This is a genomic window from Actinomyces sp. zg-332 (assembly GCF_011751945.2).
Classification (GTDB): domain Bacteria; phylum Actinomycetota; class Actinomycetes; order Actinomycetales; family Actinomycetaceae; genus ZJ293.
The window spans coordinates 1,317,824-1,343,301 of sequence record NZ_CP064951.1 but is presented as its reverse complement, the minus strand read 5'-3'; the positions used below and the strand labels follow the sequence as shown (position 1 = coordinate 1,343,301).

Annotated in this window: 18 protein-coding genes and 1 tRNA gene; 13 read left to right on the top strand and 6 right to left on the bottom strand. The window is 34.2% G+C overall.

Annotation, left to right across the window (positions count from 1 at the left end):
* Positions 1–869: 869 nt before the first annotated feature.
* Together HCQ94_RS05330 and HCQ94_RS05325 are read left to right on the top strand one after the other, a co-directional pair.
* Positions 870–1,649: an ABC transporter ATP-binding protein gene (locus HCQ94_RS05330; protein ID WP_166982498.1), complete on the top strand. Its 780-nt coding sequence runs from the start codon at positions 870–872 to the stop codon at positions 1,647–1,649.
* A 241-nt stretch (positions 1,650–1,890) separates the two neighbouring features.
* Positions 1,891–2,148 carry a hypothetical protein gene (locus tag HCQ94_RS05325; protein WP_166982496.1) on the top strand — a complete coding sequence of 86 codons (258 nt, stop codon included), beginning with the start codon at positions 1,891–1,893 and terminating at the stop codon, positions 2,146–2,148.
* A gap of 714 nt (positions 2,149–2,862) precedes the next feature.
* Here the strand turns inward: HCQ94_RS05325 and HCQ94_RS05320 are convergent.
* Positions 2,863–3,942: an inositol-3-phosphate synthase gene (locus HCQ94_RS05320; RefSeq protein ID WP_166982494.1), complete on the bottom strand. Its 1,080-nt coding sequence runs from the start codon at positions 3,940–3,942 to the stop codon at positions 2,863–2,865.
* Positions 3,943–4,461: 519 nt separating this feature from the next.
* Here HCQ94_RS05320 and fbaA point away from each other — a divergent pair.
* Both fbaA and HCQ94_RS05310 read left to right on the top strand, forming a co-directional pair.
* Positions 4,462–5,481, top strand: a complete 1,020-nt coding sequence (gene fbaA, locus HCQ94_RS05315) for a class II fructose-bisphosphate aldolase (RefSeq protein WP_166978506.1) — start codon at positions 4,462–4,464, stop codon at positions 5,479–5,481.
* Between the two features lie 142 nt (positions 5,482–5,623).
* Positions 5,624–6,826 carry a hypothetical protein gene (locus tag HCQ94_RS05310; RefSeq protein WP_166982492.1) on the top strand — a complete coding sequence of 401 codons (1,203 nt, stop codon included), beginning with the start codon at positions 5,624–5,626 and terminating at the stop codon, positions 6,824–6,826.
* A gap of 181 nt (positions 6,827–7,007) precedes the next feature.
* Here the strand turns inward: HCQ94_RS05310 and HCQ94_RS05305 are convergent, their stop codons facing one another.
* The 3 genes from HCQ94_RS05305 to HCQ94_RS05295 all read right to left on the bottom strand — a co-directional run bounded on the left by HCQ94_RS05305 (position 7,008) and on the right by HCQ94_RS05295 (position 10,241).
* Positions 7,008–7,760 (bottom strand): glycerophosphoryl diester phosphodiesterase, encoded by a 753-nt coding sequence (locus tag HCQ94_RS05305; RefSeq protein WP_166978509.1) that lies wholly within the window; start codon positions 7,758–7,760, stop codon positions 7,008–7,010.
* Positions 7,761–7,849: 89 nt separating this feature from the next.
* Entirely contained in the window at positions 7,850–9,058 is a 1,209-nt protein-coding gene (locus tag HCQ94_RS05300; protein WP_166982490.1) for a DUF4032 domain-containing protein, read from the bottom strand.
* A gap of 88 nt (positions 9,059–9,146) precedes the next feature.
* Positions 9,147–10,241 (bottom strand): ABC transporter ATP-binding protein, encoded by a 1,095-nt coding sequence (locus tag HCQ94_RS05295; RefSeq protein WP_166978513.1) that lies wholly within the window; start codon positions 10,239–10,241, stop codon positions 9,147–9,149.
* 518 nt (positions 10,242–10,759) lie between these two features.
* Between HCQ94_RS05295 and HCQ94_RS05290 the strand changes: the two genes are divergently transcribed.
* The 7 genes from HCQ94_RS05290 (at position 10,760) to HCQ94_RS05260 (ending at position 19,850) form a co-directional block, all read left to right on the top strand.
* Positions 10,760–12,631 carry a serine/threonine-protein kinase gene (locus tag HCQ94_RS05290; protein WP_166982488.1) on the top strand — a complete coding sequence of 624 codons (1,872 nt, stop codon included), beginning with the start codon at positions 10,760–10,762 and terminating at the stop codon, positions 12,629–12,631.
* 36 nt (positions 12,632–12,667) lie between these two features.
* Entirely contained in the window at positions 12,668–13,414 is a 747-nt protein-coding gene (locus tag HCQ94_RS05285; RefSeq protein ID WP_166982486.1) for a DsbA family protein, read from the top strand.
* Positions 13,415–13,749: 335 nt separating this feature from the next.
* Positions 13,750–13,822 (top strand) — tRNA-Thr (locus HCQ94_RS05280).
* Between the two features lie 295 nt (positions 13,823–14,117).
* The gene (gene lysX / locus HCQ94_RS05275) at positions 14,118–17,543 is read left to right on the top strand and encodes a bifunctional lysylphosphatidylglycerol synthetase/lysine--tRNA ligase LysX (protein ID WP_166982484.1); all 3,426 of its coding nucleotides are present in this window, start codon (positions 14,118–14,120) and stop codon (positions 17,541–17,543) included.
* Between the two features lie 145 nt (positions 17,544–17,688).
* Positions 17,689–18,498, top strand: coding sequence for a hypothetical protein (locus tag HCQ94_RS05270; protein WP_166982482.1), 810 nt, complete (start codon positions 17,689–17,691; stop codon positions 18,496–18,498).
* 37 nt (positions 18,499–18,535) lie between these two features.
* The gene (locus HCQ94_RS05265; protein ID WP_166982480.1) at positions 18,536–19,549 is read left to right on the top strand and encodes an alpha/beta hydrolase; all 1,014 of its coding nucleotides are present in this window, start codon (positions 18,536–18,538) and stop codon (positions 19,547–19,549) included.
* Positions 19,550–19,628: 79 nt separating this feature from the next.
* Complete coding sequence (locus HCQ94_RS05260; protein WP_166982478.1) at positions 19,629–19,850, top strand: hypothetical protein; 222 nt, start codon at positions 19,629–19,631, stop codon at positions 19,848–19,850.
* 144 nt (positions 19,851–19,994) lie between these two features.
* Here the strand turns inward: HCQ94_RS05260 and HCQ94_RS05255 are convergent, their stop codons facing one another.
* Both HCQ94_RS05255 and HCQ94_RS05250 read right to left on the bottom strand, forming a co-directional pair.
* Positions 19,995–21,320, bottom strand: a complete 1,326-nt coding sequence (locus HCQ94_RS05255) for a sodium-dependent transporter (RefSeq protein WP_166982476.1) — start codon at positions 21,318–21,320, stop codon at positions 19,995–19,997.
* An 892-nt stretch (positions 21,321–22,212) separates the two neighbouring features.
* Positions 22,213–22,884, bottom strand: a complete 672-nt coding sequence (locus tag HCQ94_RS05250; RefSeq protein WP_166978528.1) for a uracil-DNA glycosylase — start codon at positions 22,882–22,884, stop codon at positions 22,213–22,215.
* A gap of 232 nt (positions 22,885–23,116) precedes the next feature.
* Here HCQ94_RS05250 and HCQ94_RS05245 point away from each other — a divergent pair, with 232 nt between their 5' ends.
* Positions 23,117–23,764 (top strand): LytR C-terminal domain-containing protein, encoded by a 648-nt coding sequence (locus HCQ94_RS05245; protein WP_166978530.1) that lies wholly within the window; start codon positions 23,117–23,119, stop codon positions 23,762–23,764.
* A 207-nt stretch (positions 23,765–23,971) separates the two neighbouring features.
* On the top strand, positions 23,972–24,976 hold the full coding sequence (locus HCQ94_RS05240; RefSeq protein WP_166982474.1) for a hypothetical protein: 1,005 nt from the start codon (positions 23,972–23,974) through the stop codon (positions 24,974–24,976).
* Positions 24,977–25,478: the final 502 nt, after the last annotated feature.

The window sequence follows — 25,478 nt, the reverse complement described above, 5'->3', positions numbered from 1 at the left end:
TATGTGTAGTCAAACGGTAGATATGTTTACTGGTATGTTTGCTTATTCACTAAAATGTTTCTAATGGCATATGTGATTAATGGTTACTTAGCTGAGGTTTTATCTCAATTATGTGTAGTTACTATTCGCTTTGAGTAATGTTTTTACTAGTTGGTGAGTTATTCTGAATGTGTATGGTAGACAATAGAAAAGATAAGGTTACTTTGGTCTTAGTAGTTCTTATAAGGATATGGATGAGGGTGTACTTTACTCTTGTGGAGTATTAGGAGTTACTCTTAGAGATATTTAAAGATTCGAAGTTTTAGTATATAAAGCGCTAGCTTAGTATATGTGAGGTTTAGAATAATTTTAAGAATAATCCAAATGCGTGAGAATTTTTTATGAAACTAAGAGAGATTTTATCGTAATAGGGGAGCTTTTGATAAATATAGAAAGCTTTATAAGAAAACGATAAATTAGCTATAAAAGAGTAAATTCTTTAGAGTAGTGAAACTAAAAGGTATTTCACTTTTTAATATTTCGAATTTATGCTGCTGCTAAACATGAGGTAATAAATATCGAAATCACATAAACTTCTTATTTTTTCCTTTTTATGAAAAAAGTTTTTGTACAAGTAATTTGTTTGCTGCTTATTTTAAATGGCTTTAACACTGTGAAAAACATTATAAAAGGTAGATAACGAGAAAGTATTAAGCTTCTATTAAAAATTAGATTATTCATACCATAACAATTTTTACTTTATAAACTTCAAAAGTTATATTTATAGTAGTTATAGTGAAATATATGCAAGTAAAACGCTTTTGTAATAAATGAAAAAGACTTAAAAAACGCTTATACTGAAACTACATCAATTTCGAGATTGGAAAAAAATGAGTGTTGTAGAAATAAATGATTTGAACTTAGTCAAAAATGGCAACACTATTTTAAAAAATGTGAATTTGAGTATACAGGAAAAGCAAAACTGGATAATTCTAGGACCTAATGGGGCTGGTAAGACAAGTCTTGTTCAGATAATAGCTGGTAGACTTTTCCCTACAAACGGTGAAGTTTATATTCTAGATGAAAAGCTAGGTACTTTTCCTGCTGAAGTTTTACATCAAACTGTTGGTTTTGCTTCTTCCTCTTTGGTTGAAAAATTTGATAGAAACTCCACTCCTCTTGAAATAGTTTTGACTGCTAGTTATGGTAAGACCGCTCATTGGAAAGAAGAATATGATCAACTTGACTATGAGCGAGCTAAAACTCTTCTGGGTGTATTCGGTATTCAGGATTTACAAAATAGGCTTTTTCATAGTCTTTCTCAAGGAGAAATGCAGAAAGTACTTTTGGCTAGGGCACTTATGAACGACCCTGAAATACTAGTTTTAGATGAACCTACTTCTGGGTTAGATATTGGAACTCGTGAAGATTTACTAAGCGGTTTACAAGAAATTGCTTTCGATAAACGTGGACCAAGTATGATTATGGTTACTCATCATCTTGAACAAATTCCACAAGGATTTACTCACATAGCCTTGATGAAAGATGGGGAAGTCAAGATTGCTGGTGAGATAGAAGAGATTTTGTCTGGGGCGAATATAAGTAGTATTTTTGAACGTCCTATTGAAGTTTTTGAACTAGAGGGAAGATACTTCGCCAAAGGTAAATAACAAGATACCTAACTTGCTTTATAGATTTGAAATCAAGATTTGCCGTTTCTTCTTTTCAGGTTGCTATTTCGTACTATTTTTATTTCAATTTTGTGTTAAATATTCTCTTTTTATTAGATTAACACTTTTCTAAACAATAATATTTTACTATTTTGCTCTCAATATTTTTAGTCGAATGCTTTCTTTATGAGTATGTAAAGAAGCAACTGAAAGGATTAGAAGTTTTGAAAGGAAGACTGTAATGGAGGACGATAACAATAATGTTTTTAGTTCTTATCGCTACAAAAAATCTGGAAATTTAGAAAAACCTATAGGTAAGTTTGAAAAAATTAAGAAACTAAGCAGAGATAATTTATTTTTCAGGTTTATATATTTCTTAGTTTGGATACTTGTAGTTTTATTGATGGTATTTCTTTTGAAAGCTTTATACGAGTTTATTATGATTTTGCCGGAGTTGATATTTTTTCTAGCAAGCTATATCTCATTTTTGTCTGTTTAGTTGAAGTATTTTATGAATCTCGCTTTTAATGTTATTTGTATTCTAAAGATTATTTATACTATCTCTCGTATACAAGCACTTATCTATTTATCGCGTAATAAAATCTAGTGAAAATTTAGCTTGAATCTATTGAGAATATAGCGAATATGAGACTAGTCAATTCAAAATTTATTCGGTGCTATTGGGATTTTTTGGAAACTAAGTTAGAGGTTAGCTAGCTTTTAGTATGTGTATGTACTTTGTAAATTATTGATAGTAAGCCTTTTTTGATTTCCTTATGTTATACCAAGAAACTAAAACAGTTTGTTAGGTACTTTAAGTTGTTCAGAATACGAACATGTAGCGAGAAGAGGAGCTATAAAACTTAGATAAGTAGATTTTTTAGTCAGAAAATGGCTAGAATTTTACTTATTTTTAGGTGAATTTTGAAAAGAAAGCAAAAGGAAAAGCAAGTAAGAATGAAATAAAAATCGTATTGCGGGTAAACTGTGGACAGACTGTGTATAAACAAGATAGAGCATTATTTGAGCGTATAAAAGTCTACTTTCTATCTTATAAGCGGTTTAAATGAAAATTGCCTGCCATGGGCTATACACAAACCATAACAGGCAATTCAAAAGCTTGAAAATGTGATTGAACAATACACAGATGGGTATAAAGCACTAGCAAGTTGGCTGGTTTCTACTAGTTACCTCTACTCAAGCAAGGCTGATTTTAACGATTCAACTCACCTGAAATAAACTTTTCAACATTTTCACGAGCTAAATCATCGCTGTATTGTTCTGGTGGAGACTTCATGAAGTAACTAGAAGCACTAAAGATAGGACCAGAAATTCCACGATCTAAACCGATACGAGCTGCACGTATAGCATCGATAACGATACCTGCAGAGTTTGGTGAGTCCCATACTTCTAACTTGTACTCTAGGGAAATAGGAACATCTCCGAAAGCATGACCTTCTAAACGTACAAAAGCCCATTTGCGGTCGTCTAGCCAAGCAATATAGTCGCTAGGACCGATATGTACATCACGATCAGCCAATTTAGTATCAATGTTTGAAGTCACAGCACGAGTCTTTGAAACTTTCTTAGATTCCAAACGGTCACGCTGCAGCATATTCATGAAGTCCATATTACCGCCAACGTTTAGCTGGTAAGTACGATCAATCTTAATGCCTCGGTCTTCGAATAATTTAGCCATAACACGATGGCTAATTGTAGCGCCGACCTGACTCTTAATATCGTCACCAACGATAGGAACACCTGCTTTTACGAACTTTTCAGCCCATTGTGGGTCGCTGGCAATAAATACTGGTAAACAGTTTACAAAAGCACATCCTGCTTCCATAGCACATTGCGCATAAAATTTAGCGGCTTGCTCACTACCGACAGGTAAATAGCATACTACAACTTCTGCTTTTGTTTCTTTCAAAACTTTGACTATATCAACAGGTTCTTCTTTAGATTCAGTAATAGTTTTACGATAGTAGTCACCTAGACCATCAAAAGTATGTCCACGTTGCACTGTTACACCACTATGTGGAACATCAGCAAATTTTATGGTGTTATTTTCACTTGCAAAAATAGCGTCAGCTAAATCTAGTCCAACTTTTTTATCATCAACATCAAAGGCTGCGACAAATTCCACATCGTTTACATGGTAACCACCAAAATTTACGTGCATTAGACCAGGTACTTTTTCATTTTCATCAGCGTTATTGTAGTAGGTTACACCTTGTACAAGTGAAGAAGCGCAGTTTCCAACACCAACTATTGCAGTGCGTATTTTAGACATAGTCTCGTTCAACTCTTTCTCGTTTACGTTCATATCAGAAATGAGGATATTTATATATGATATACCTTTATAATCTCAATGTTAAATATACTTTTAAACAATTAGAAAGTTTTCTAAATGATGATACGTACAATATCAGGAAACAATTAGGATAAAATGTATAAAAACTATGGGACAAATACATAAAAAGTGTCTACATTATAAATTATTAATTCTTAGTATAAGTACCGATACATCTAGTGAAAACACATAAAAATGTTCAAAATACTAGCAAATATAGAGTTTAAAAAGATAGTGAAAATCTGCTAAATACTGTGTAAGGCACACAAGTATTGTGCGTGAAAAGTTTGTGTTTATGACAAATACTAAAACTTGAAGGTATATACTTGAAATAATGTTTAGAGAAAGTTAAACAAGTCAAAATACAGTAACTATATTGAGAGAACTTATAAAATAACTTTAGTAAACTTCAAAATTTATGGAATAATTTAAGAGGCAAAATAATATACAGGAGGAAAAATGCCAATTGTAACACCTGATGTTTATAATGAAATGCTAGATCGTGCACGTGAACAAAAGTTTGCATATCCAGCTATTAACGTTACCTCTTCTCAAACACTAATTGCAGCGTTGCAAGGGTTTGCAGAAGCTGAATCTGACGGCATTATCCAGGTATCAGTAGGTGCATCTGAATATTGGTCAGGATCAACAGTAAAGGATCGTGTAACAGGTTCCCTAGCAATGGCTGCTTTTGCACGTGAAGTTGCTAAGAAATACCCAGTAAACATTGCTTTGCATACAGATCACTGTGCAAAGGAAAATATTGATTCATGGATTCGTCCACTTATGGAAATCGAAGCTGAAGCAGTAGCACGTGGTGAACAGCCAGCTTACCAATCACATATGTGGGATGGTTCAGCAGTTCCTTTGAAAGAAAACCTAGAAATTGCTCAAGAATTACTAGAACTTTCAGTAAAAGCTAATACAATTCTTGAAGTTGAAATTGGTGTTGTTGGTGGTGAAGAAGATGGAATCGTTGGTGAAATCAATGAGAAACTTTACACAACAGCAGAAGATGGCTTGAAAACAGTAGAAGCATTAGGCTTGGGTGAAAAAGGTCGCTATCTAACAGCGCTTACTTTTGGTAACGTCCATGGCGTTTACAAGCCAGGACACGTAAAGTTGCGTCCAGAACTACTTGGCGAAATCCAAGCAGAAGTTGGCCAAAAAGTTGGCAAAGAACGCCCATTTGATCTAGTAATGCATGGTGGCTCAGGCTCAACAGCAGAAGAAATTGCAACAGCAGTTGCTAACGGTGTTATCAAGATGAACATCGATACAGACACACAGTACGCATTCACACGTGGTCTAGTAGGACACGTAATGAAGAACTACGACGGTGTTCTAAAGATTGATGGTGAAGTTGGTAACAAGAAAGCTTACGATCCACGCGCATGGGGTAAGTTAGCTGAAGCATCAATGGCTGCACGTGTAGTTGAAGCTTGCGAACGCTTAGGTTCTGTTGGCAAGAAAATGTAATTGATGTATTTATAACATTAGAATTACGTTAACTGCATTCTAAATAACTTAAACATTAAAAATGGGTTTCTAAAATTTTAGGGACCCATTTTTAATTATTTAGAGTATCCTTATATTAGGGTAACTTTTCAAAGGAGTAAAAATGAGATCAGAAATAGTTGATCAGTGGCAAAAAATAGACGGTGAGATTGTAACTAAAACTTCTCGTACCGCAGAAATAACCGCTTTTTTGAGAGAACTAAATGTTTTGGCATGCCTGACTTGGGATAATCTTGCACCTAGTGTATTGAGTATTTCTTTACTTGAAAATGAAGGTAAAATAGCTGGTTCTTTAAACAGTGCTGATATTGTTCCAGTGATAGATTTGAAAGAAATCGTTGAAACTTTAGGTGAAAAATTCAATGCTAACGTTGATTTTGATGATTACAAGCATTATGCTCTGGCAAATGAATTCGAAGAAGGTGTCGAAATAAATATTGATGTTTCTTCGAAAGTAAATCTTGTATCTAATTCTGTTCTTATTACTCGTACTCCTGCTAGTGTATTCCCATATTTAGCTAACTTAGATGATACTAAACTTGGAGTTGTCGAGTTATCTAATGATAGACGTGCAGTGTTGCAATCTGCTAAAGCTGTTACTGGTCTTTCAAATAGTGATGAAACTCCTTATATTGTTTTTTATAATGATGGTGGAGAATACTACTTTGTTTATAGGCCATCTGAAGATTATGAAGATTTAGTTCAATTTACCTGGGATCAAGGGATAGAGTTGATATGCGCTAATGCATCAAATCCAGATGAAACTATCTTAGATATGGTTAAACAAACTTTGTCTCCTTATAGTGTGGCTAATGATATTGCTGCTATAAATGAAGATATTAATGTTGAAAATGTGATTAAAGCTTTATCTTTGAATGGTCCAGATGGTAGTGCAATGCTTATGGCTGAATTTGGTCTTTCAAATACGATTAGTCAATTTTTATCCAACGAAACTGATCTTTATGATGTAGCGGGAATTACTGTACATGAACCACGCGGTTATACAAATGCTATAGGCAGGTCTTTTGCTACAATTGAAAAGAAAGGCCAGTCAAATTTCTGGAAAAAATACCGTAGCTTATCTTTTGAGAAGCCTTGGATTCTGAATATATTTGCTTTGGGAATTGGTGCAATTGGAGCTATTCTATTCACTAACTCACTACGTAAAGAAAAACCTACTTTTAGAAGCACTGTAAGCGGTTTCTTAGGTATTCTTTTAGTGCTAGAAGGAATAGCTGAATATATGTTGAATCAATATATAGCTATTTCTGAAGAAAGCGACAGACGTGAAAATAACGACTGGTAGAATTTTTCTTTAGAATTGATGGAAAATTTTTATAAGTTAAGCGGAAAACCTTATAAGAACGAGTAGAAATTTTATACATCAAGCTGAAAATTTTATAAATAAAGTGGGTGAGAACTGATTAGGAACTCACCCATTTTCTTGTATATCGTTGTATCTAAAAGATGGAAATATGAAAGAAAGTTTAAGAATCTAAATATGGTTTAGGAAAAGTATGTGCTACATCTGTAAAAATACCATCAACACCCCAGTTGAAAAGTTGGTTAGCCCTAGCTAAATCATTTACAGTCCAAACATTTATACCAAAGCCTTTGCTTTTTACAAGTTTGACTATATCTTGGGTGACAAATTTATCCTCGATGTGCACATATTCGGCACCCACAATTTGCATAGTCGTGTACCAATCAGCTGATACAGTATTTGCGTCCCACAGACAAGCAACTGTAATATGTGGCGCTTTTTCTTTAAACTTAGCAAGAAGTAAATGGTTGAAAGAGGAAACAATTATTTGACGACCCTCATTTAGGTTTGAAATTTGGTCAATAACGCTATCTATTAGCTTATTAGCATAGTCTTTACCAGCTTCACAGCCTTTTATCTCAATATTAGCGTTTAAATCAAACTCGTTCATGATATTTATTACATCACTTAAAGTTGGAAGTTTTTCTCCTCGATATTCATCAGAAAACCACGATCCAGCATCAATATCAGATAAATCCTTAGCTGTTAGACCATAATATGACCCAGTTTTATTAGTTGTGCGGTCTAAAGAAGAATCATGGCAAACAATTACTGTGCCATCGGCTATGACATCGACATCAAACTCGAACCATTGAACTCCATAGTCAGCACATTTTTTGAAGGCTGAAAGAGTATTTTCTGGTACCAAAGCACTCATTCCTCGATGAGCGTATAGTCTGCGATTAATGTATGCCATAGTATTCCTTTTCTATTCATAAAACTAGTAGTATTTTATATCAGATAGTTTATATAAAATACTGTGATACAAGGTATGAAAGCTAACAGCTATATAAATTCTCTTTCGTCAGCACGATTTTGTAGAATATCCCTCACGTAGCTTTCGGTAGCTAGGAAAATATCTACTTCTGAGCCTTGTTTTTCTGATAAATACCATTTATGCTCTAGTATTTCGTGAAAAATTTGGGCTGGTTCTAGCTTAGCTAATAGTTCTGTTGGAACTTTTGCTAATGTACCTTCAAATATTTCATCTAGCCAAGCGTGAGCGACAATTTCCAAAGGTACATCTTTGCGTCCACTAGTTACCTGATAAGTATGCATATCGTTAATCATGTGACGAGCTTGTTGTTCTTCGACGTCCATACCTGTTAGTCGTAAAATTTGTCTTGAATAATGACCTGCGTCCACGACTTTTGGCTTAATAATTAGTGAAGTTCCGTCAACGTCTGTAGTCATTATTAGTTCAGCAACATCAAATCCTAAGTTATTTAAACGTTTAATACGTTCTTCAATTTTCCATTTATCTTTGATATCTAAGCGTTCAGTTGCTGTTATTTCTGTCCAAAGTTTTTCGTAACGTTCAACTATGCGACTACCTGTTTCAATGGTATCTATATCGTCAGTAATAAGGGCCCCAGCCTGTAAGTCCATCAGCTCTCCAATTACATTTGTGCGAGCTAAATCTAAATCATAGTTGCGTTGTCCTATTGTAAGCTTTTCATGTAATTCACCAGTTTCAGCATCTACCAAGTAAGCTGCGAAAGCTCCAGCATCTCTGCGGAATAGGGTATTGGATAGGGAACAGTCACCCCAGTAAAACCCATTTATATGTAGACGTACAAGTAAGACTGCTAGTGAGTCAATTAGGCGTAGTACAGTTTCAGTACGCATTCTTTTGCTGAATAAGGCGCGGTAAGGTAAAGAATATGGTAAATGTTCTGTGACTAATGCACAGTTTAGAGGTTCTCCGTTTTTGTCTGTACGCCCAGTAATTACAGCTGTCGCTTCCACTGTCGGAATGTCAACTTTTTCAAGGTCCCTAAGTAAGTTGTATTCTCTATAAGCAACTTCTTCACCGATTTCTTTTACGGCTAGGATTCTCCCAGAAAGTTTTACGAAGCGTACAATATGTCTGGATATACCTCGTGGAAGAGCAACTACTACGTCTTCTCCCCATTCTTCTAGGGGTAAATTCCAAGGTAAATCAAGTAGGGCAGGGTCAACATTTGCTGCAGTTATTTCTAATGTTTTGTGCATTTTTGCTTCCCCTCATATAAATAGAAAACCCCGATTATTGTCTAGGTAATATTCTAGTAGATTAATCGGGGTCTTGCTAGTTTAGATATTAGCTTAATCTAACACCAGATGAAGCACTGAAGTTGTGTTGTTTACCTGGTAGGATACGTGCGTATAAAACTGAGCCAATAGATGGGGCTGAGTGTGGAGCTACACGTACGATGAACTGACCAGCGTTTTCAGCACCCTTTAGGCGTCCATAAACATAAGCATCAGAGCCGAGTTCTTCAACTAAATCAACGATGATAGCTAAGCTTCCTTCTTCAGGTGAAGAAATTACTTCTAGTCCTTCAGGGCGGAAACCGATTGTTAACTTGCCTTCATCTTCTTTAGTGATTGAATCAATTACGGTGCGTGGTAGGTGAATTTTTGTTTCACCTAGTGTTGCATATTCGCCTTGAACGTTGAATTTGACTAGGTTCATGGCTGGTGAACCGATAAATCCAGCGACAAATTCGTTAGCTGGAATTTCATACATATCGCGTGGAGTACCAACTTGCTGTAGAACACCATCTTTCATAACTGCAATTCGGTCACCCATTGTTAGAGCTTCAGTTTGGTCGTGTGTAACGTAAACTGTTGTGACTCCTAGACGCTTTTGCAGTGAAGCAATCTGAGTACGTGTTTGTACACGTAGCTTCGCATCAAGGTTTGACAAAGGCTCATCCATTAAGAAAACTTGTGGATTACGAACAATTGCACGACCCATTGCCACACGTTGACGCTGACCACCAGATAGAGCCTTTGGCTTCCTATCTAAGTATTCTGTTAGGTCTAGAATTTCAGCTGCTTCTTTTACACGACGAGTAATTTCTTCTTTTGGTGTACCAGCAATTTTTAGGGCAAAACCCATATTGTCATGTACAGTCATGTGTGGATATAGAGCATAATTTTGGAACACCATAGCAATATCGCGATCTTTTGGTGCTACATCAGTGACATCTTTATCACCGATTAGAATGCGTCCAGAGTTTACTTCCTCTAGACCAGCTAGCATACGTAGTGAAGTTGATTTACCGCAGCCAGATGGTCCAACTAGGACTAGAAATTCTCCATCTTCAATTTTTAGATCAAGAGCATCTACTGCTGGACGAACGCCACCTGGATAGATACGCGTTGCTTTATCGAATGTTACTGTTGCCATTTTTTCCTCCACCGGCGGTACGTGCCGGACGATCCGTTGTGTGAGTTATTATACGATTTGGTTTTTCTTCTTTGAAAAAACCCTTAGGGTTGTATTTAGCTACTAATTACAAAATAACTTCCTCACGGAATGTGAGAAAAACAACACTAAGTAGATTAATATTACTAGTTTAATAGTAAAAGTCAACGATAAAAATCATTTTTTATGTAAAAAGATTATTTGTGATTAATACTAACTAAACGCTTATTTTCCGAGAGTAATGTTAAGGTATTTTTATCTTCTATAAGGAAATAATACTTATATTCTTGATTTATTTTGTGATTAAAATATATATCCACTTGTTTGAAAAAAATTAGGTAATTATTAAGTGTACTTATTTATTAGTTAGAATTTCGTATTTTATGGGAAAGCCAAATTGCTAACTAAAAATATATTACAAATCGGTAAATTATTATGATTATGTGTGTAGAATTGGCTAAAAATATATTTTCGGCTTTTAATAATGTAAATTTTATACTATGAACGATTCAATCAGCAAAACGCGATATATTAGTGGTTACAAGCTCATCGAATGTATAGGCCATGGCGGTATGGGGCAAGTTTGGTATGCTAAAGATCCTATGGGCAATGATGTGGCTTTTAAACTAATTCACCCTGCGTTATGCCATGGACAATCAACAATAAAAAGAATGAATAGGGAAGTATCCATTCTCTCAAAGTTAGATCACCATGGTATTGCTACTTTGCTTGATTACGAATTAGAAGACGAAGTTCCTTTTATTGTAACTGAACTTATAGATGGTCCTACTTTAGATAAGTACATAAAAGAGTATGGGCCTATGAGTGTGGAAGAAACTAGAATTTTTGCTGAAGAACTATATGCAACTATTAGGTATTTGCATGATAAATCTATTATTCATCGCGATTTGAAGCCTTCAAATGTAATAGTTGCTGATCGACCTGTGCTTATAGACTTTGGTATTGCTCAGAAAGAATACGATTCTCGTATAACAAGTACTGGTCTTGTAAGCGGTACTCCAGGGTACTTGGCTCCTGAAGTTTTTGCTGGACAATTGCCTAGTTTTTCTTCTGATATGTGGGCTTTAGCCGCTCTTGTGGGTTTTGCTATGACTGGGAAAAATCCTTTCGGCAACGATTCCTGGTCTTCGATTATGTCCAGAGTTCAAAGCGGTCATCTGTGTTATAGCAATGAAGATATGTCTGAGGAATATATAAATGTTCTTAGAGCATGTATGCACCCTAGTCCTTCCATGCGTTTGCCTTTTGAATACTTCCTAGAGCTACTTTCCGATCCTGAAGACTTATGTACTCGTGTTATGACAGAAAATGCTAAAGGTCAGACTAGGTTGCTAGAAGTAAAAGACAACAGAATAATGTATGTCAATTCTCCTAATGATAGCTTTAATGGTTTTATGACTGACTATAAGGTTGAGGGAAAAAATGAGCAGATAACTAACAACACTTCAGATTTGTCTGAAACTTTTCAAATGAATAGTTCTGATAGTACCGATTTTATTAATAACGAACACTTTACCGAAGAAGATATTAGTACACAATTAGTTACCAATCGAGATGAAATACCTGATTTTTTGAAAACTACTTCTTTTAATACAGATTCTCACAATTCGCCTAGATTTCATCCTGCGAGCTCAAATGAACAAGGAGCTTATCCAAATGATTTGACTAGAAAATATGATAGTTTTCAGTCACCTAATCTAGAAGGTATTAGTAATTACCCAGTTTTTGATAGATCTGTTTTAGACTCTCCTAAAACTTTTCCAGAAAATAATATGTCTGAAACAGATAAAGAACTTTTGCAAAAATATGATAAAAAATATGGGTATAAAAATATATCTAAAATTAATGTAAGTGTTTTTGTAATTATGCTTAGCTGGTTATTTACGGCAATTGTATTTCCTGTTTTACCTTATGGGATAGATATATCGTTACTGAATATTAACTATTTTGAGAATGCTGTTACTTTGAGCATTATTCCTGCTTTGATTATTTGTTTATCTTTTGTAGGGAATATAAAAACAAATGTAGTTTCTTCCGTGTCGGCTGGGCTTTTAAAACAAATCTTAAAGACTCCAGTATATTTATTCAAGGCTCTGTTAGTTTTTGTTATTTACTGCATAATTTTTGTTGTTGTTTACTATTTAGGTGTAAAAGTATTCGTTAAAGGTGATTTGAATTCGTATCTAGTGTCTTTGATAACAGGGTTTATATTGGCATTTATTTCTAAGACTTCTAGTAGCGTAAGGGTAGGGATAAGGGTATTTTTAGATTATTTAGATATGACCTTTATACAAACGCTGTTTTTCTATTTCGTTATTGCTACTATAATTGGAGTGTTTACTTTTGTATAAAATCTATGCAAATACGGACCTTTAGGTAGGAAAAGCATGGCTGGTAAGAAACGTGTGGCTGGTAGTATTATTGCTGCAGTTATTGTTGTATTAATACTTGTTGTCGGTGTTGCATTGTATTATGTTTATTCTTCAAAGAGTTCTAATTCTTCAACAGCAAATGGAATTGAACTAGCTAAAACTGGTTATTCAGATCCTGCTGATTACGAGGCAGGTAAAGGTATTTATTTATCTTCAAAAGGTGTTGATGTTCTAGATAAAAATCTTCCAACCTTTGAAATATATATGGATTACACTTGTGTTCACTGTGTTCACTTTGAAAAGAAATATAGCAAAGAAATAAGCGAACTGGTAAAAAGTGGAAAAATGAACGTCATATATCGACCAGTTAATGTTTTACAACAGGATTATTCGAAGTATGTATCTTCAGCAGTTATTGAAGTTTTGAAGAGCGCAGATAAAGATAAATTCTTTGAATTCCATAGCAAGTTGACTGAAAATGTAGCTGATTATTTTGACACTAAAGATGAATCCAAAATAACTCTTGAATATATAGATAAATTAGCTAAAGAAGCTGGTATATCAGATGAAACTATAGCTAAGTTTAAAAATACTAAGTACGACAAATATATTGATACAACTCTTGAAAGATGGATGCAACGTCCATTGTTTAAAGGGGAAAGTATAGGTACCCCTACTTTTGTTCTAGATGGAAAAGTAGTTTCATTGGCTGATATAGAAAATGCTGGTTCTTTGGCTAAATTCATTGAAGCTAATAAATAGAAATCCTATATTTAGGTATCTTTTTGTAAGGCTTTTTAGTGCCTATTAGTGTTGAAACTAATACCTTTATACAGTCGCATTCTCGGGGTAACATTTATCTCATGAATGCGACTTATTTTTATTTAAAATGATGTTATTTATATTTGTCTAGTTTTTTATATAAGCGAGAAACTGTACAATACCGGTTAGAACTCATTGTTTAGATATTATTGTGAATCTTAATGAAGAGTTAAGAAATAACACATAAATGTAGTCGCGACACGCCGACAAAATAGGAGTTGCTTTTAGTGTTTAAGTGTGTGTATACTTCTATCTTGTTGTGATTAATTCAACAGGCCACCCTAGCTCAGTTGGTAGAGCATCCGCCTTGTAAGCGGACGGTCATCGGTTCGAGTCCGATGGGTGGCTCAATTTTTTTAATGAATATTCACTTAATCGGCTCTTTTCTTACACGATGGTTTGATAGATATCAATTCAATATCGATTTGCATAAAGTAAGGAGTAACAATTTTATATTCATGTATCCTTATATATGTCATGTGTTTTATAGTTTCTTTATTTTAACAAAACTAAATCTGTTAAATGATAAGAAAATTTAATATTTTTTCTATGATAAATAATATCGAATATAAGATATAATCTTACGAAACGAAGTTTACTACTATCTACATAATAAATATTACGAAAGAAAAGCGGAGAAATAGTGGACAGTAAAGAAAAAGTTAAAATACCTAAAACTTTTCTACTTAAGGTAAGAGAGTGCGTTCCGAGCATAATTGGTTGGGTATCAATCTTAGCCGGTTTTTGGAGTGTTCTTGATTTATTGTCTATAGAAGAGAAAATTCCTTTCATTAATTTCATAGAAGATAATATTTTCGCACTGTTTAACCTTATTCAAGGTCCATCGCTATTCATGGCTGTCTTGATGTTTATATATGCTGGAGCTGCTTTTCGACATAAAAGATTAACTATTTGGTTATTTATGTTAATCCAAATAATTGTTTTGCTTGGATACGTAGTATTATTTATTTCAGATGGTAGTTTAGAATCAGATAAAGCAGGCTATTGGTACATTGCAAACTTTGTAATAACAGTTCTTATGCTGATAATGGTTATATGGGCTAGAAAAGAATTTCCTTCAAAAATAAACATAAGAGCTGCATTAATCGGTGTAACAATTCTAGTTGTAGGCGAAACACTGCTAATTAGTATAAGTATTCTAGTACATGCACTTTATGCAGGTAACTTTACTCACTTATCAGGAATATGTAGGACTGTTGTACAATCAGCATTAGGTATAGGTGAAGTAACTTTAGACTCGAATGGAATTGTATTATATACATCTTCTGTTGACCATGTTGTATCTCTTCTTTCCACTTTCGTAATGGCTATAGCCTTTAGAGCATTCTTACTATCAAGTCCTTATGCCTCAAGATCTGTTCAAGACGACTATAACTTACATAATTTATTGAGTAGTTATGAAACTGACTCTTTAGCTTACTTTTCTACTGGTACAAATAGAGCAGCAGTTTTCAGTACTAATAAAGACGCTGTAGTTACATATGGTGTTTCTTATGGTGTAGCTTTAGCGGGTGGAGACCCTATAGGTAATCCTTCTGCTTGGGAAGACGCTATCAAAAATTGGGTACGTTATACACGAGAACAAGGACTAGTGCCAGCAGTCATATCCGTTACTGAAAAAGGTGCTAGAGCATATAAAAAAGCAGGATTTACAGTCCGCTCGATGGGTGACGAAGCCATAATTGATATTCAATTCTTTGATCCAAATACTATTACGCTTAGAGGAGTATTAGCTGCAAAACGTAGAGTATTGAGATCTGGTGTAAATATTCAATGTCGTCGTTTGAGTGCTATCTCTGAAGAAGAAATAGAAGTAATTCGCCAGAAAATAAATGAATACAGAACTGGTGATGAACGTGGATTTTCAATGTCTTTAGACAGATTACTGTCCACATTTGACTACAACCAAATGATTGTTACAGCTTATAATACTGAAGGCGAACTTGAAGGTGTTTTAACTTTCGTTCCTTGGGGTGTAAAAGGCTTGTCTTTGAACTTGATGAGACGTAACCCTAATAGTATAAATGGCGTTATTGAAGCCATGGTACTTACACTAATAGACCATTGTAAAGATGAAAATATTGATAAAGTTTCTCTAAACTTCGCTATGCTGAGAAATGTTTTTGTTGAAGGCACAGCTGTTAACGCAACTATTATCAAGAGACTAATGCGTAAACTAATGCTTATAGCTTCAAAATTTTGGCAATTAGAGTCACTATATGAATCTAACGCTAAGTATAATCCGGTATGGCAAACTAGATATTTAGCATTCAAATCAGGAAGTTTAACTTCGGCGTTAATAGCAATGGGACAACTTGAAGGTTTTGTGCCTACCTTTGGAAGAGTAAAAACATATATACCTGAATGGATAAAAGATCCTTTCTATATGCAAAAAATAAAAGATTTATATGCTAATAACTTGAAGATCTCATTTGAGGGTAGCAAATTAGGGGATCAGCAAAAGATACGTCATCAAAAAGCAAATGCATTATCGCAGGCTGGAATGGACCCTTATCCGCCAGCAAATACTGATATAGTAACGACAGATATATCTGAAGTGGTATACTCATCTGCCAAATATATTGACGAGATGATTACTGTTAATGCTAGGATTTCTGCTCGCAGACACCATGGTAAGTTAGTATTCATTGACCTTTTTGATGGAGCTTATAAACTACAAGCTTTAGCTAGTGTCGATGTAACAGATAAATATGGTTTACTCAAACTGACAGATATTGGTGATATTGTTTCACTTACAGGAAAGCTTGGTTATTCTAATACTAATGAGTTAACATTATTCATTACGAAATGGACTATGCTAGCTAAGACTTTGAGACCAATAGTTACAAATAGACACAAAATAGATAAGAGCACAGCTACACGTAACCGTACAATGCAATTCATCAACCAGTCTAGAAGTGTTGAATTGCTTAGAATGAGGTCTAAAGCAATATCATCAGTGCGAGAATATTTATATACGAGTGGATATCTTGAAGTAGAAACTCCGATGTTGCACGTTGTAAAAGGTGGAGCTAATGCTAGACCGTTTGTAACTCACATGAATGCATATAATTATCAAGTAACTTTACGTATTGCACCTGAACTATATTTAAAACGCCTCATAGTAGGTGGTATGAAAGCTATTTTCGAAATAGGTAGATCTTTTAGAAATGAAGGCGTGGATGCTACACATAACCCTGAATTTACCTCGCTAGAAGCATATAAAATTGGTGCTGACTACAATGTTATGCGTGAGTTGACTGAAAAACTTATTAGACAAGCAAGTATCAGTGTGCATGGTAGTGAGGTAGTTTGGCAGCCAAAAGAAACAGTAGAACGTTTTATTGCGAACCCTCTACCTAATGCTCCAGAATTGAAATGTGTTGAGACTTTGCGAACAGAACTAGGTAAGACTGATTCTGATGGTAAACAAAGTCACGAAGCTTACTTAAATGTTTTCGATAGTGCTGATGAAAAGCTAGTTCAAGTAGATTTGAGCAAGCCATGGCCAGTTGTTCCAGTACTGGAAGCAGTATCAAATGTAGTTGGCAAGAATATCACTATGGATACTAGTACCTATGAATTGTTGGAAATCTCAGCAAAATTTGGCTTAAAAATTCCAGAAGATTCATCAGTTGCATACATTATTAACGAGCTTTACGAAGAACTGGTTGAGCCAAATACAGGCTATCCTACTTTCTACATTGATTTCCCAGCAGAAGCTTGCCCTCTTACTCGTAAACATCGAGTTGATGAAAGACTTGCTGAGCGTTGGGATTTGGTGGCTTTTGGTATGGAAATTGGTACAGCTTATACAGAGCTAAGTGATCCGAGAGATCAGCGTGAACGCTTTGTGCAACAATCTTTGGAAGCAGCTGCAGGTGACCCTGAAGCAATGAGTTTAGACGAAGACTTCCTCGACAGCCTTGAACTAGGTTTTATGCCTACAGGAGGTATGGGAATGGGAATGGACCGCATGGTAATGTTATTATGTGGAACTAACATTAGGGATATTATTGCTTTCCCGTTCGTTAAACCGAATAACTAGATTATAGATACTTTATCAATATTATATTTGAAGAGCTGTAATCTAACTCTTAGAATGTTGTAAAAGTTGGTTTGCACTATAAACATGAGCGTATTGACGGTACTGTTTATTTGTAATAACGCGTATTTGAGAGATAGTGGTGATAATGTTTAATTATTTTTCATTACCTAATAGGGAAAAATATCGAGGTATTTACAAATATATTCATTTTTATTCTTCCACTATTAAAATATTAATAATTATCGCCACTATAACTTATAATACTTGGATTTTTACTCCATATCTGAATACTAAACTGGATCCAGGATTAGCTTTTGTCTCAGAGTATGCATCTCCATCTCAGGATAATTCCATGTTTTTCAGGATATGTGATGTTGTCACAGGTTTAATTATATTATTCATTTTGCTGTTATTTTTGAAAATAAAAGCTGTGAGCAAATATGTACAATACTCTAGAAAAATTGATGACGATATTTTGAAGAATAAGTTTTTGAAGTTTATAAATGCTGTATTTATCTTGAGTATAGTTACTTTTGCTGTTTGTACTATAATTGATGTCATTTTACCTATGCAATGTCCTATTTCTGCTACACCAAAAGAAATACTTCAAAGTCCTCGCTGTGAAACTTTGGGGAATTTGGCTCATGAAGTTACATCTGCTTTAGTCGGTGTTGCTGCTGTAACAATGATTGTTATTCTTATGGTTTGGGGTGAAAGTCTTATAAATTTCAATAACCCTTCTTCTAAAATCTTAGATTTGAAATACAAAGCCCCTATTTTCATTTTTGGTGTTCTGCATTGCGTTTCTATTGCTTATACGCTTTTTGGTGTTGCTTTCCCTGAAAATGCTTGGCTTGGATATGGGCAACGAATATCTATATTTTCCTTGAGTATGTGGGCAATATTTACAGTTTTTAGTTTCTTATACTATAAGATTGATATTAGAAGGAGCTAATTTTATATATTGCTCTGGAATCTTCGTTGGAGTTGACATGATACTTTCTAGTAGAACTTTAAATGTTGAATATCTTCACCTCAAATATAATTGTTTGAATGGTGAATTTTTAGAAAAAGGTAGTGTTAACCCTGAAAAATTGCTTAGTAATACTTTTTTTGACTCTGAAAATTATATTTTAGGTCAAGCTAAAGTTAAGATCATAGACTATTGTAGTGATGAGTCTAAAAATAAACCTACATTTGTGCTTGTTGGTGGTTTAGCTGTTAACTTATATGATTGGCAAGATTTTATTATAGCTTTATCGAAATTTGGTCGCGTTATAGCTGTAGATATTTTAGGTACGAAATTTAGTGATTATAAGCATTATGAGTTCTACCAAAGTTTAGACAGCCAGACTAACGTTTTAAATCAAGTATTTTCTTTATTAGATATAAGTAAAGCTGTTTTAATCGGACATTCTATGGGTGGAGTTGTTGTAGAGGCTTTTACTAGGTTTTTCCCAGAAAAAGTTTCCAGATTAGTATTGCTAGATGGCTCTTTTGAACAGAATGTAAGAGATATTGACTATGTTTTGCATGATAACCTTCCTCGAAGAAGATTTAATCTCTTTAGTGGTTTGGTCAGTAGAGCTCTTTTTTCTTTAAATAATTTTTATATAGGACGTAAGTTTTTCGCGCAGATTGCCTGTTTATTTAGATTTAGGGAGCTGAAAACTCTTACTAAAGGTGAAATGAAAAAACTTTTAGTTACTGGGTTTGTAGAAGAAGATTCAACGCTTGCTATACTTTCCTACGGTAAAAGCTATGATTTATGGTTTAGTCAGTTGAATAATTTAGAAAAATCTTTAACTGTTCCTACTCTAATAGTTGGAGCAACTATGAGCAAATGTGGTAAAGAAAACCATTGGATACATTTACTCAAGAAAAAAACAAGTTTATTGTCTGAAAAAGAAAAAGCTGAAGCTAAGTTTGTTAAGGTGTATGCTTCTCATATGCTTATGCGAGATATACCAGTTCGCCTATCTAAAATTATTAAAAATTTTATTTAACAGTTTTGCCTTTATTCTTTTTAGCTATAAGTTGATTTGTTTCGTATAATTGCTATGGCTGTTCTATCTAGGAGTGAAAATGATTGAACCTGAAATGAGTATTGTTTTATCTTTGTCAGCTCGAAAAAAGATTTATGCAGGAATTGTAATCATAGTGTTGTTGTTTGCTGGACTAGTTTTTTATATGGGTAAAAGTAATATCGCTTTGTGCATTTTAGGGGTTGATTTGCTTTTTTCTGTTATCGGATTTTTGTCTCTACGTTCACAAGCTAAATATGAAAAAGAAGAGAGTGTAAAATAGGATTTTCGTCTCATATATTTTATGAGGCTGTAGAATATGGGTTATTTGTGTTTGATATCGGCTTATAAAATTGTAATATCTTATAAAAGTTAAAGAGGAGCAATGTATTTTATGCATGCTCCTCTTTAACTATTTAATTGTGTGTTAGAAAGAAATACCATTTATTAGCGCTATCGCGCATAATAGTATAGAAATAGGTGTGTATATGAACTTTCCTATAGCGTACCATGTGCCACCGTATTCTTTTGTTGAGCCTAAGTTTATTTGTTCAAGTAAAACTCTTTTATCCATTACCCAGAACCAAGTTATAGATCCTAGTGAAGCTCCTATAGGAATTACGTATATGGATACTAAGTCCATCCATGGTCCCCATTTGAATATTGGTTCGATGAATATACCAACTGCTAATACGGTAATGCCTAGGATTGTGATTGCTAGTATTCTTGATAGTTTTGGAAATTTGTACATGAGGGACTCTAGTACTACCTCGAACATATTTTGTAAAGAAGTTACACCGGCAAAACATACGCATAGGAATAGCACGATTGCTATTACTTGTCCTCCGTACATATTTTGGAGAATATTTGGAAGCGTAACGAATAGCAATCCTGGTCCGCCATTTACATCAACGTTGTATGCAAAACATGCTGGAATTATGACTAGTACTGCTACTATGGCTGCTAAGGTGTCAAAGAAAGCTGTACTTTTAGCTCCAGAAACTACGTTTTCTTTCTTGCTTAGGTAAGCGCCATACACTAGCATTCCTGACCCTGTGATTGATAAAGAGAAGAATGCTTGTCCCATTGCCCATACCCAAATCATTGGGTCTAATAGTAATTTGAAATCTACGCTAAACATTGTGATGTAGCTACTTGAAATATTAGGTATAAAAGCCATTCTTATTGCTAAGAAAACGAATAATATGAAAAATAATGGCATCATTACTTTATTAGTTTTTTCAATGCTTTTAACACCCAATAGAGTAGTTAGAAGTGTAGCTATGATGATTAATATGTGAAATGGAATCACACTAAAGTCGTTCATTGAAAAAGATTCAAACCATTTGTCAGGTTTTGTATGCATTAGTGTTCCGGTAACTGAGTCGGTCAAGCCTTTTAGAACGTATGAAACGATAACTGCGTAACCTAGAGCAATGCATAGTGATCCTAAGAGAGGAATCCAGCCTATAACTTTACCGATTTTAGTGTTTTCGTTTCTAGTTTTGAAAGCAGCTTCATATGCTCCAAGTGTTCCAGTACCAGCAAAACGACCCATGGCGTATTCTGTAGATAAACCAACATAGCTAAAAAGTATAACGAAGAATAGATAAGGGATTAAAAAAGTACCATTGCCGTTTGAACCGAATTTGTATGGGAAACCCCAAATGTTTGCCATACCAACCGCTGATCCTACGCATGCGAGGATGAACCCCCAACGGGTCTCAAATATAGATGTTACTTTTTTATTCATTTTATTTTCTTTCTTCGTTAACTTTTTTAATGTGTAAGTAACTTCCCTTATAGTTACTTAAAAAGATATTTTAGAGTAAAAAACATTAAATAGTAATGGTTTGGTAAAATTTAATAAAAATAATGGTGTTATTACGTGTTATGATGAATTCTGATTTGTAAGATTTGCTGGTTTCGATGGATGTGTTAAAAGCTTCAGAAGCTTTAGAATAAGCAGGTTTACGACTGTTAATTATTGAAAGAAAATCTAGTTAAATATGTTTGCGCGCTTTAGTAGTATGGGGGGGATACAACCTTAATAAAAGGGATATAGATATTATTAATTGCTATCATTTGAAAAAGATTTTATGACTAAAAGATTATTTGCGGGCAAAATATCCAGATTGAACTTTACTTTAAAAAGCTTTGAGTCAAGCACTAAAAAGTAGTACGCAACCTATCTGCGCATCCTACTTCCTAAATTTTACTTTCTAAAGCATGTGTTTACAGTTCTATCTTTGTAATCCAGATATGTACATTCAAAAACATGCGGATTGGGTAAAATTTCGCTGCACATTTTATGGTTATAAAACTTATCAGTAGTTCAAGAAGTGTTTTGGCATGTTAGGAAAAGGGTGAATATTTTTATAGTGTTTTGAATGACACTTCTAAGATGAGGGAAGAAATAATTTTAAATAGCGTATATATTTTTGAACCTTATACAAGTTGGCATACAAAAAAGGTAAGCTTATCGCTTCTAAAAATGATGAAAAAAGATGGGAGGATTGAATTTAACAAAAGAGTTTGAGCCATTGGTAACTCGTTATAAAAACAGATTACCAGGGTAAAACAAATGCTGTATTGTATTCAATCATAGTACTGTTATTAGCCTTGCTGAATATGCGCTGAAGAGTTTATAAGTCCCACTTTATAGGGCTGCTTCCTTGGGAAAGTAATAACTCATTACACTTACTAAACGGTTTCGAGCCAAAAAATCCACGAGAAGCTGAAAGTGGAGAAGGATGAGCTGAGGCAATTACTGGAGTGTCTTTTAAATAAGGTTTTGCTGTTTGAGCGTGGCGTCCCCATAGTATGGCTACTAGTGGTTTATTGCGTTCAGCTAATTTTTCTATTGCGAATTGCGTTACTTCTTCCCAACCTCGATTTGCGTGTGATGCTGGGAAACCGGTTTCTACGCTTAAAGTTCTGTTTAGTAGCATTACGCCCTGATCGCACCAAGGTGAAAGATCTCCATTTTGGGGCATCTTACAGCCTATATCAGAACATAGCTCTTTATAAATATTTTGCAAAGAACGAGGTAAAGGTCTATCAGGATTGACTGAAAAGCTTAAACCCACAGCGTCTCCATGAGTAGGATATGGGTCTTGACCCAGCAATAAAACTTTTACTTCATCAAATGAGTATCGGAAAACTCTTAGTATTTGATTTAGAGGAGGTTCGAAGGTCTTCCCTAAACAATGCTCCTTATAAAGCATTTTTGACATACTAGCGATCTTAGGTTCAATTGGGGATAGAACTTTAGCCCAAGAAGGGTGTATTACTTTGCTTAAATTTTCAGTACTCATATTATTTACTATACACAATGAAAAACAGCTTTTCTTCACACAAAGGTCTAAAAATGTATTTTATTGTTACAAAGATGTAAGGTATGTCATAAAAATCATAAATAGTAAGATATAGGGTAAAATAATCGTATAGATATACATAAAACTCAAGTTTTATACTATCCTAAAGTATAATATTCTATTAAAATAGCATAGATATTGTCCATAAAAATAAGAATGGTAGTTTGTTGTTGTGAGTGTAAACCAGTATCCAGAGGATGAATTTGATCTACAAGGTAAATCTTTACCTGTAGGAAGTCATCGTAAACCGGCTCCTAAATGGCGTGTTTTGTTACCATTTATTGTTGTATTGATAGTTGCTCCTTTATGTGCTTGGGGAGTTGTTTTTGTTATAGATAAATCAGGTCAAACAAGCACCACTACTCAACAGAGTACGACAAGCAGTACTACTAAAAAGAATTCTACGGCTGATACAAAAAAGAAAGCTGAGCAGGACGCCAAAGCTAAGGCTAAAGCTGAAGAAGAGGCCAAGAAGAAGGCTGAGGAAGAAGCTAAAGCTAAGGCTGAGGAAGAAGAAAAGAAAAAAGCTGAAGCTATCAATTATGGCGTGAAAGTTAAAGTATTCAATGGTACTTCCACAACAGGTTTAGCTGGTAGAGTTGCTGAAAAAGTTAAGGGACAAAACTTTACTAATGTTGCTTCAGGAAATAACCCTGGCATAAATGCTAATAAGAGTACTGTTTACTATGGTAGTGAATCTTCAAAAGCAGCTGCTGAGAAAATCGCTCAAATGTTGGGCATAAGTAATGTAGTTTCAGATTCTTCTGCTCCAGGTGGAGATGGAATTGCAGTCCTAATTATGGGTGATTATAAAGAATAAAATTGATTTTCTAATAACTGTGCAATTGTTTTTATAGTGGTTGCACAGTTTTTATTTAAGGATAGACTTGCTTTAGAAAATCGGTAATTATGTTTTTGTGTTTTAGTAGGATATTAAAATAGGTATTTTTCAAGAGTGTAGTAAAATTAGAAGGTGTTTTAAGTAATTTAACTTGCCTTTTGCTTTTAATATTGAGAAAGATAGCTTATGGAAATCAAAGAAGATTTTGCTAAAAAATTGGGCACAATGGATATAGATACTAAGAAAAGAATATCTGATAATATTGGATTTCCTCTTTTTATATGGGGTATTTTGTTACTAGTCTGTGCACTTGTTATGTTCATTGGTGAATATACTGTAAAAACAACATTTTTAGGTGTTATAGGAATGTTGCTTGACTCGGAATTGGGCTGGATATCACTATTACTCACAGGTGTATTTCTGTGCGGGTTATGTATCTTCTATATGGATAAATCTTTTCCTGAGAAAGATGCATACATAAAATCTATTTATGTTAAGGAAGTCATCAAAAGTGAAAAAGCAAAGGGAAAACATTTTTCCGCTGAAGAGATTGATAAAATTAAGTACAAATATGATCCTATTTATCGCTTAGATATTTTATATAAGAGTAATAAGAAAGTTATTAAGAAGCATTTAAAAGATTTTAAAAGCGAAGTAACTAAACTTAAGAATCTAGAAGGTAGTAGGAAAAATAAGATACGTGACTTGAAAAATCTAAGATGGGTTACTTTTGGCAAACACGGGTTGCAATACAATGTTACTGAAGGCAAAATTGCTGTAAATGGGGTAGTTAGCTTTTTTGACAGAATAGAAGATGTATCTATAAAGGATGAGCGAACTCAGATAAGGGAGAAAAATCCAGATACAGGAAGAATGAGGAAAGTTAAAGTAACTAACTATTTAGGTGTAATGGTTAATATAAAAAATGAAGTACTTTCCGTAGATGTTTTGAATATTACTACTCATATAGATTCTTGGAAATATAGAGTTTCTATGGAAGAAGCTAAAAATATTATGAAACAGGTAAAGTACTTAGCGCATTTACCAGTGCCTGAGAATCCTCCTAAAGTTGAAGAAAATGAAGCTGTTTTAGCATTGGATGAAGAAATTTTACAGCTTAAGGAAAAAATTAAATCTATGCGAACTAGTTGTCCTGAAATACGTATACCTGACAAATATAAAAATATTTAGCTTGTGTTTTATTGTTATTCTTACACGTGGTTGCTTATAGAGAGTAGCCACGTGTTTTTGTATTTCGTTGCAAGGTTGATTTTCTAATAACTGTGCGAATGATTTTTGTAATAATTGTGTGATTGATTCGTATATGTGGTCGTATAGTTTTTGTTTACTGATAAGCTTTTTGTTGCATGAAATTGCCTGAAGTTAGTTGAAGTTGGTTGATTGTAAAGTAGCGTGGAAGTTAGCTGATGGTTGTGTAAGTTATTATGGTGACTGCTTATTGTTTTAGGGCTGGTTGCAAGTTTCTTTGCCGTGGTGTTGCTAGGATTTGGGCTACTTAATAAATACTGCAGTGCTACGAGTTTGCTATTTTTATGTCATGTTTTGGGTTTAGATTTTGGATTATTTATATTCTGTTTGCTATATGTTTTTGTGATTATAATAACTTTTTAAGTATGTATATGATTTTGCTTAGATAAATTGCGTGAATAGGGGTGAAGATTTTATCTCTATA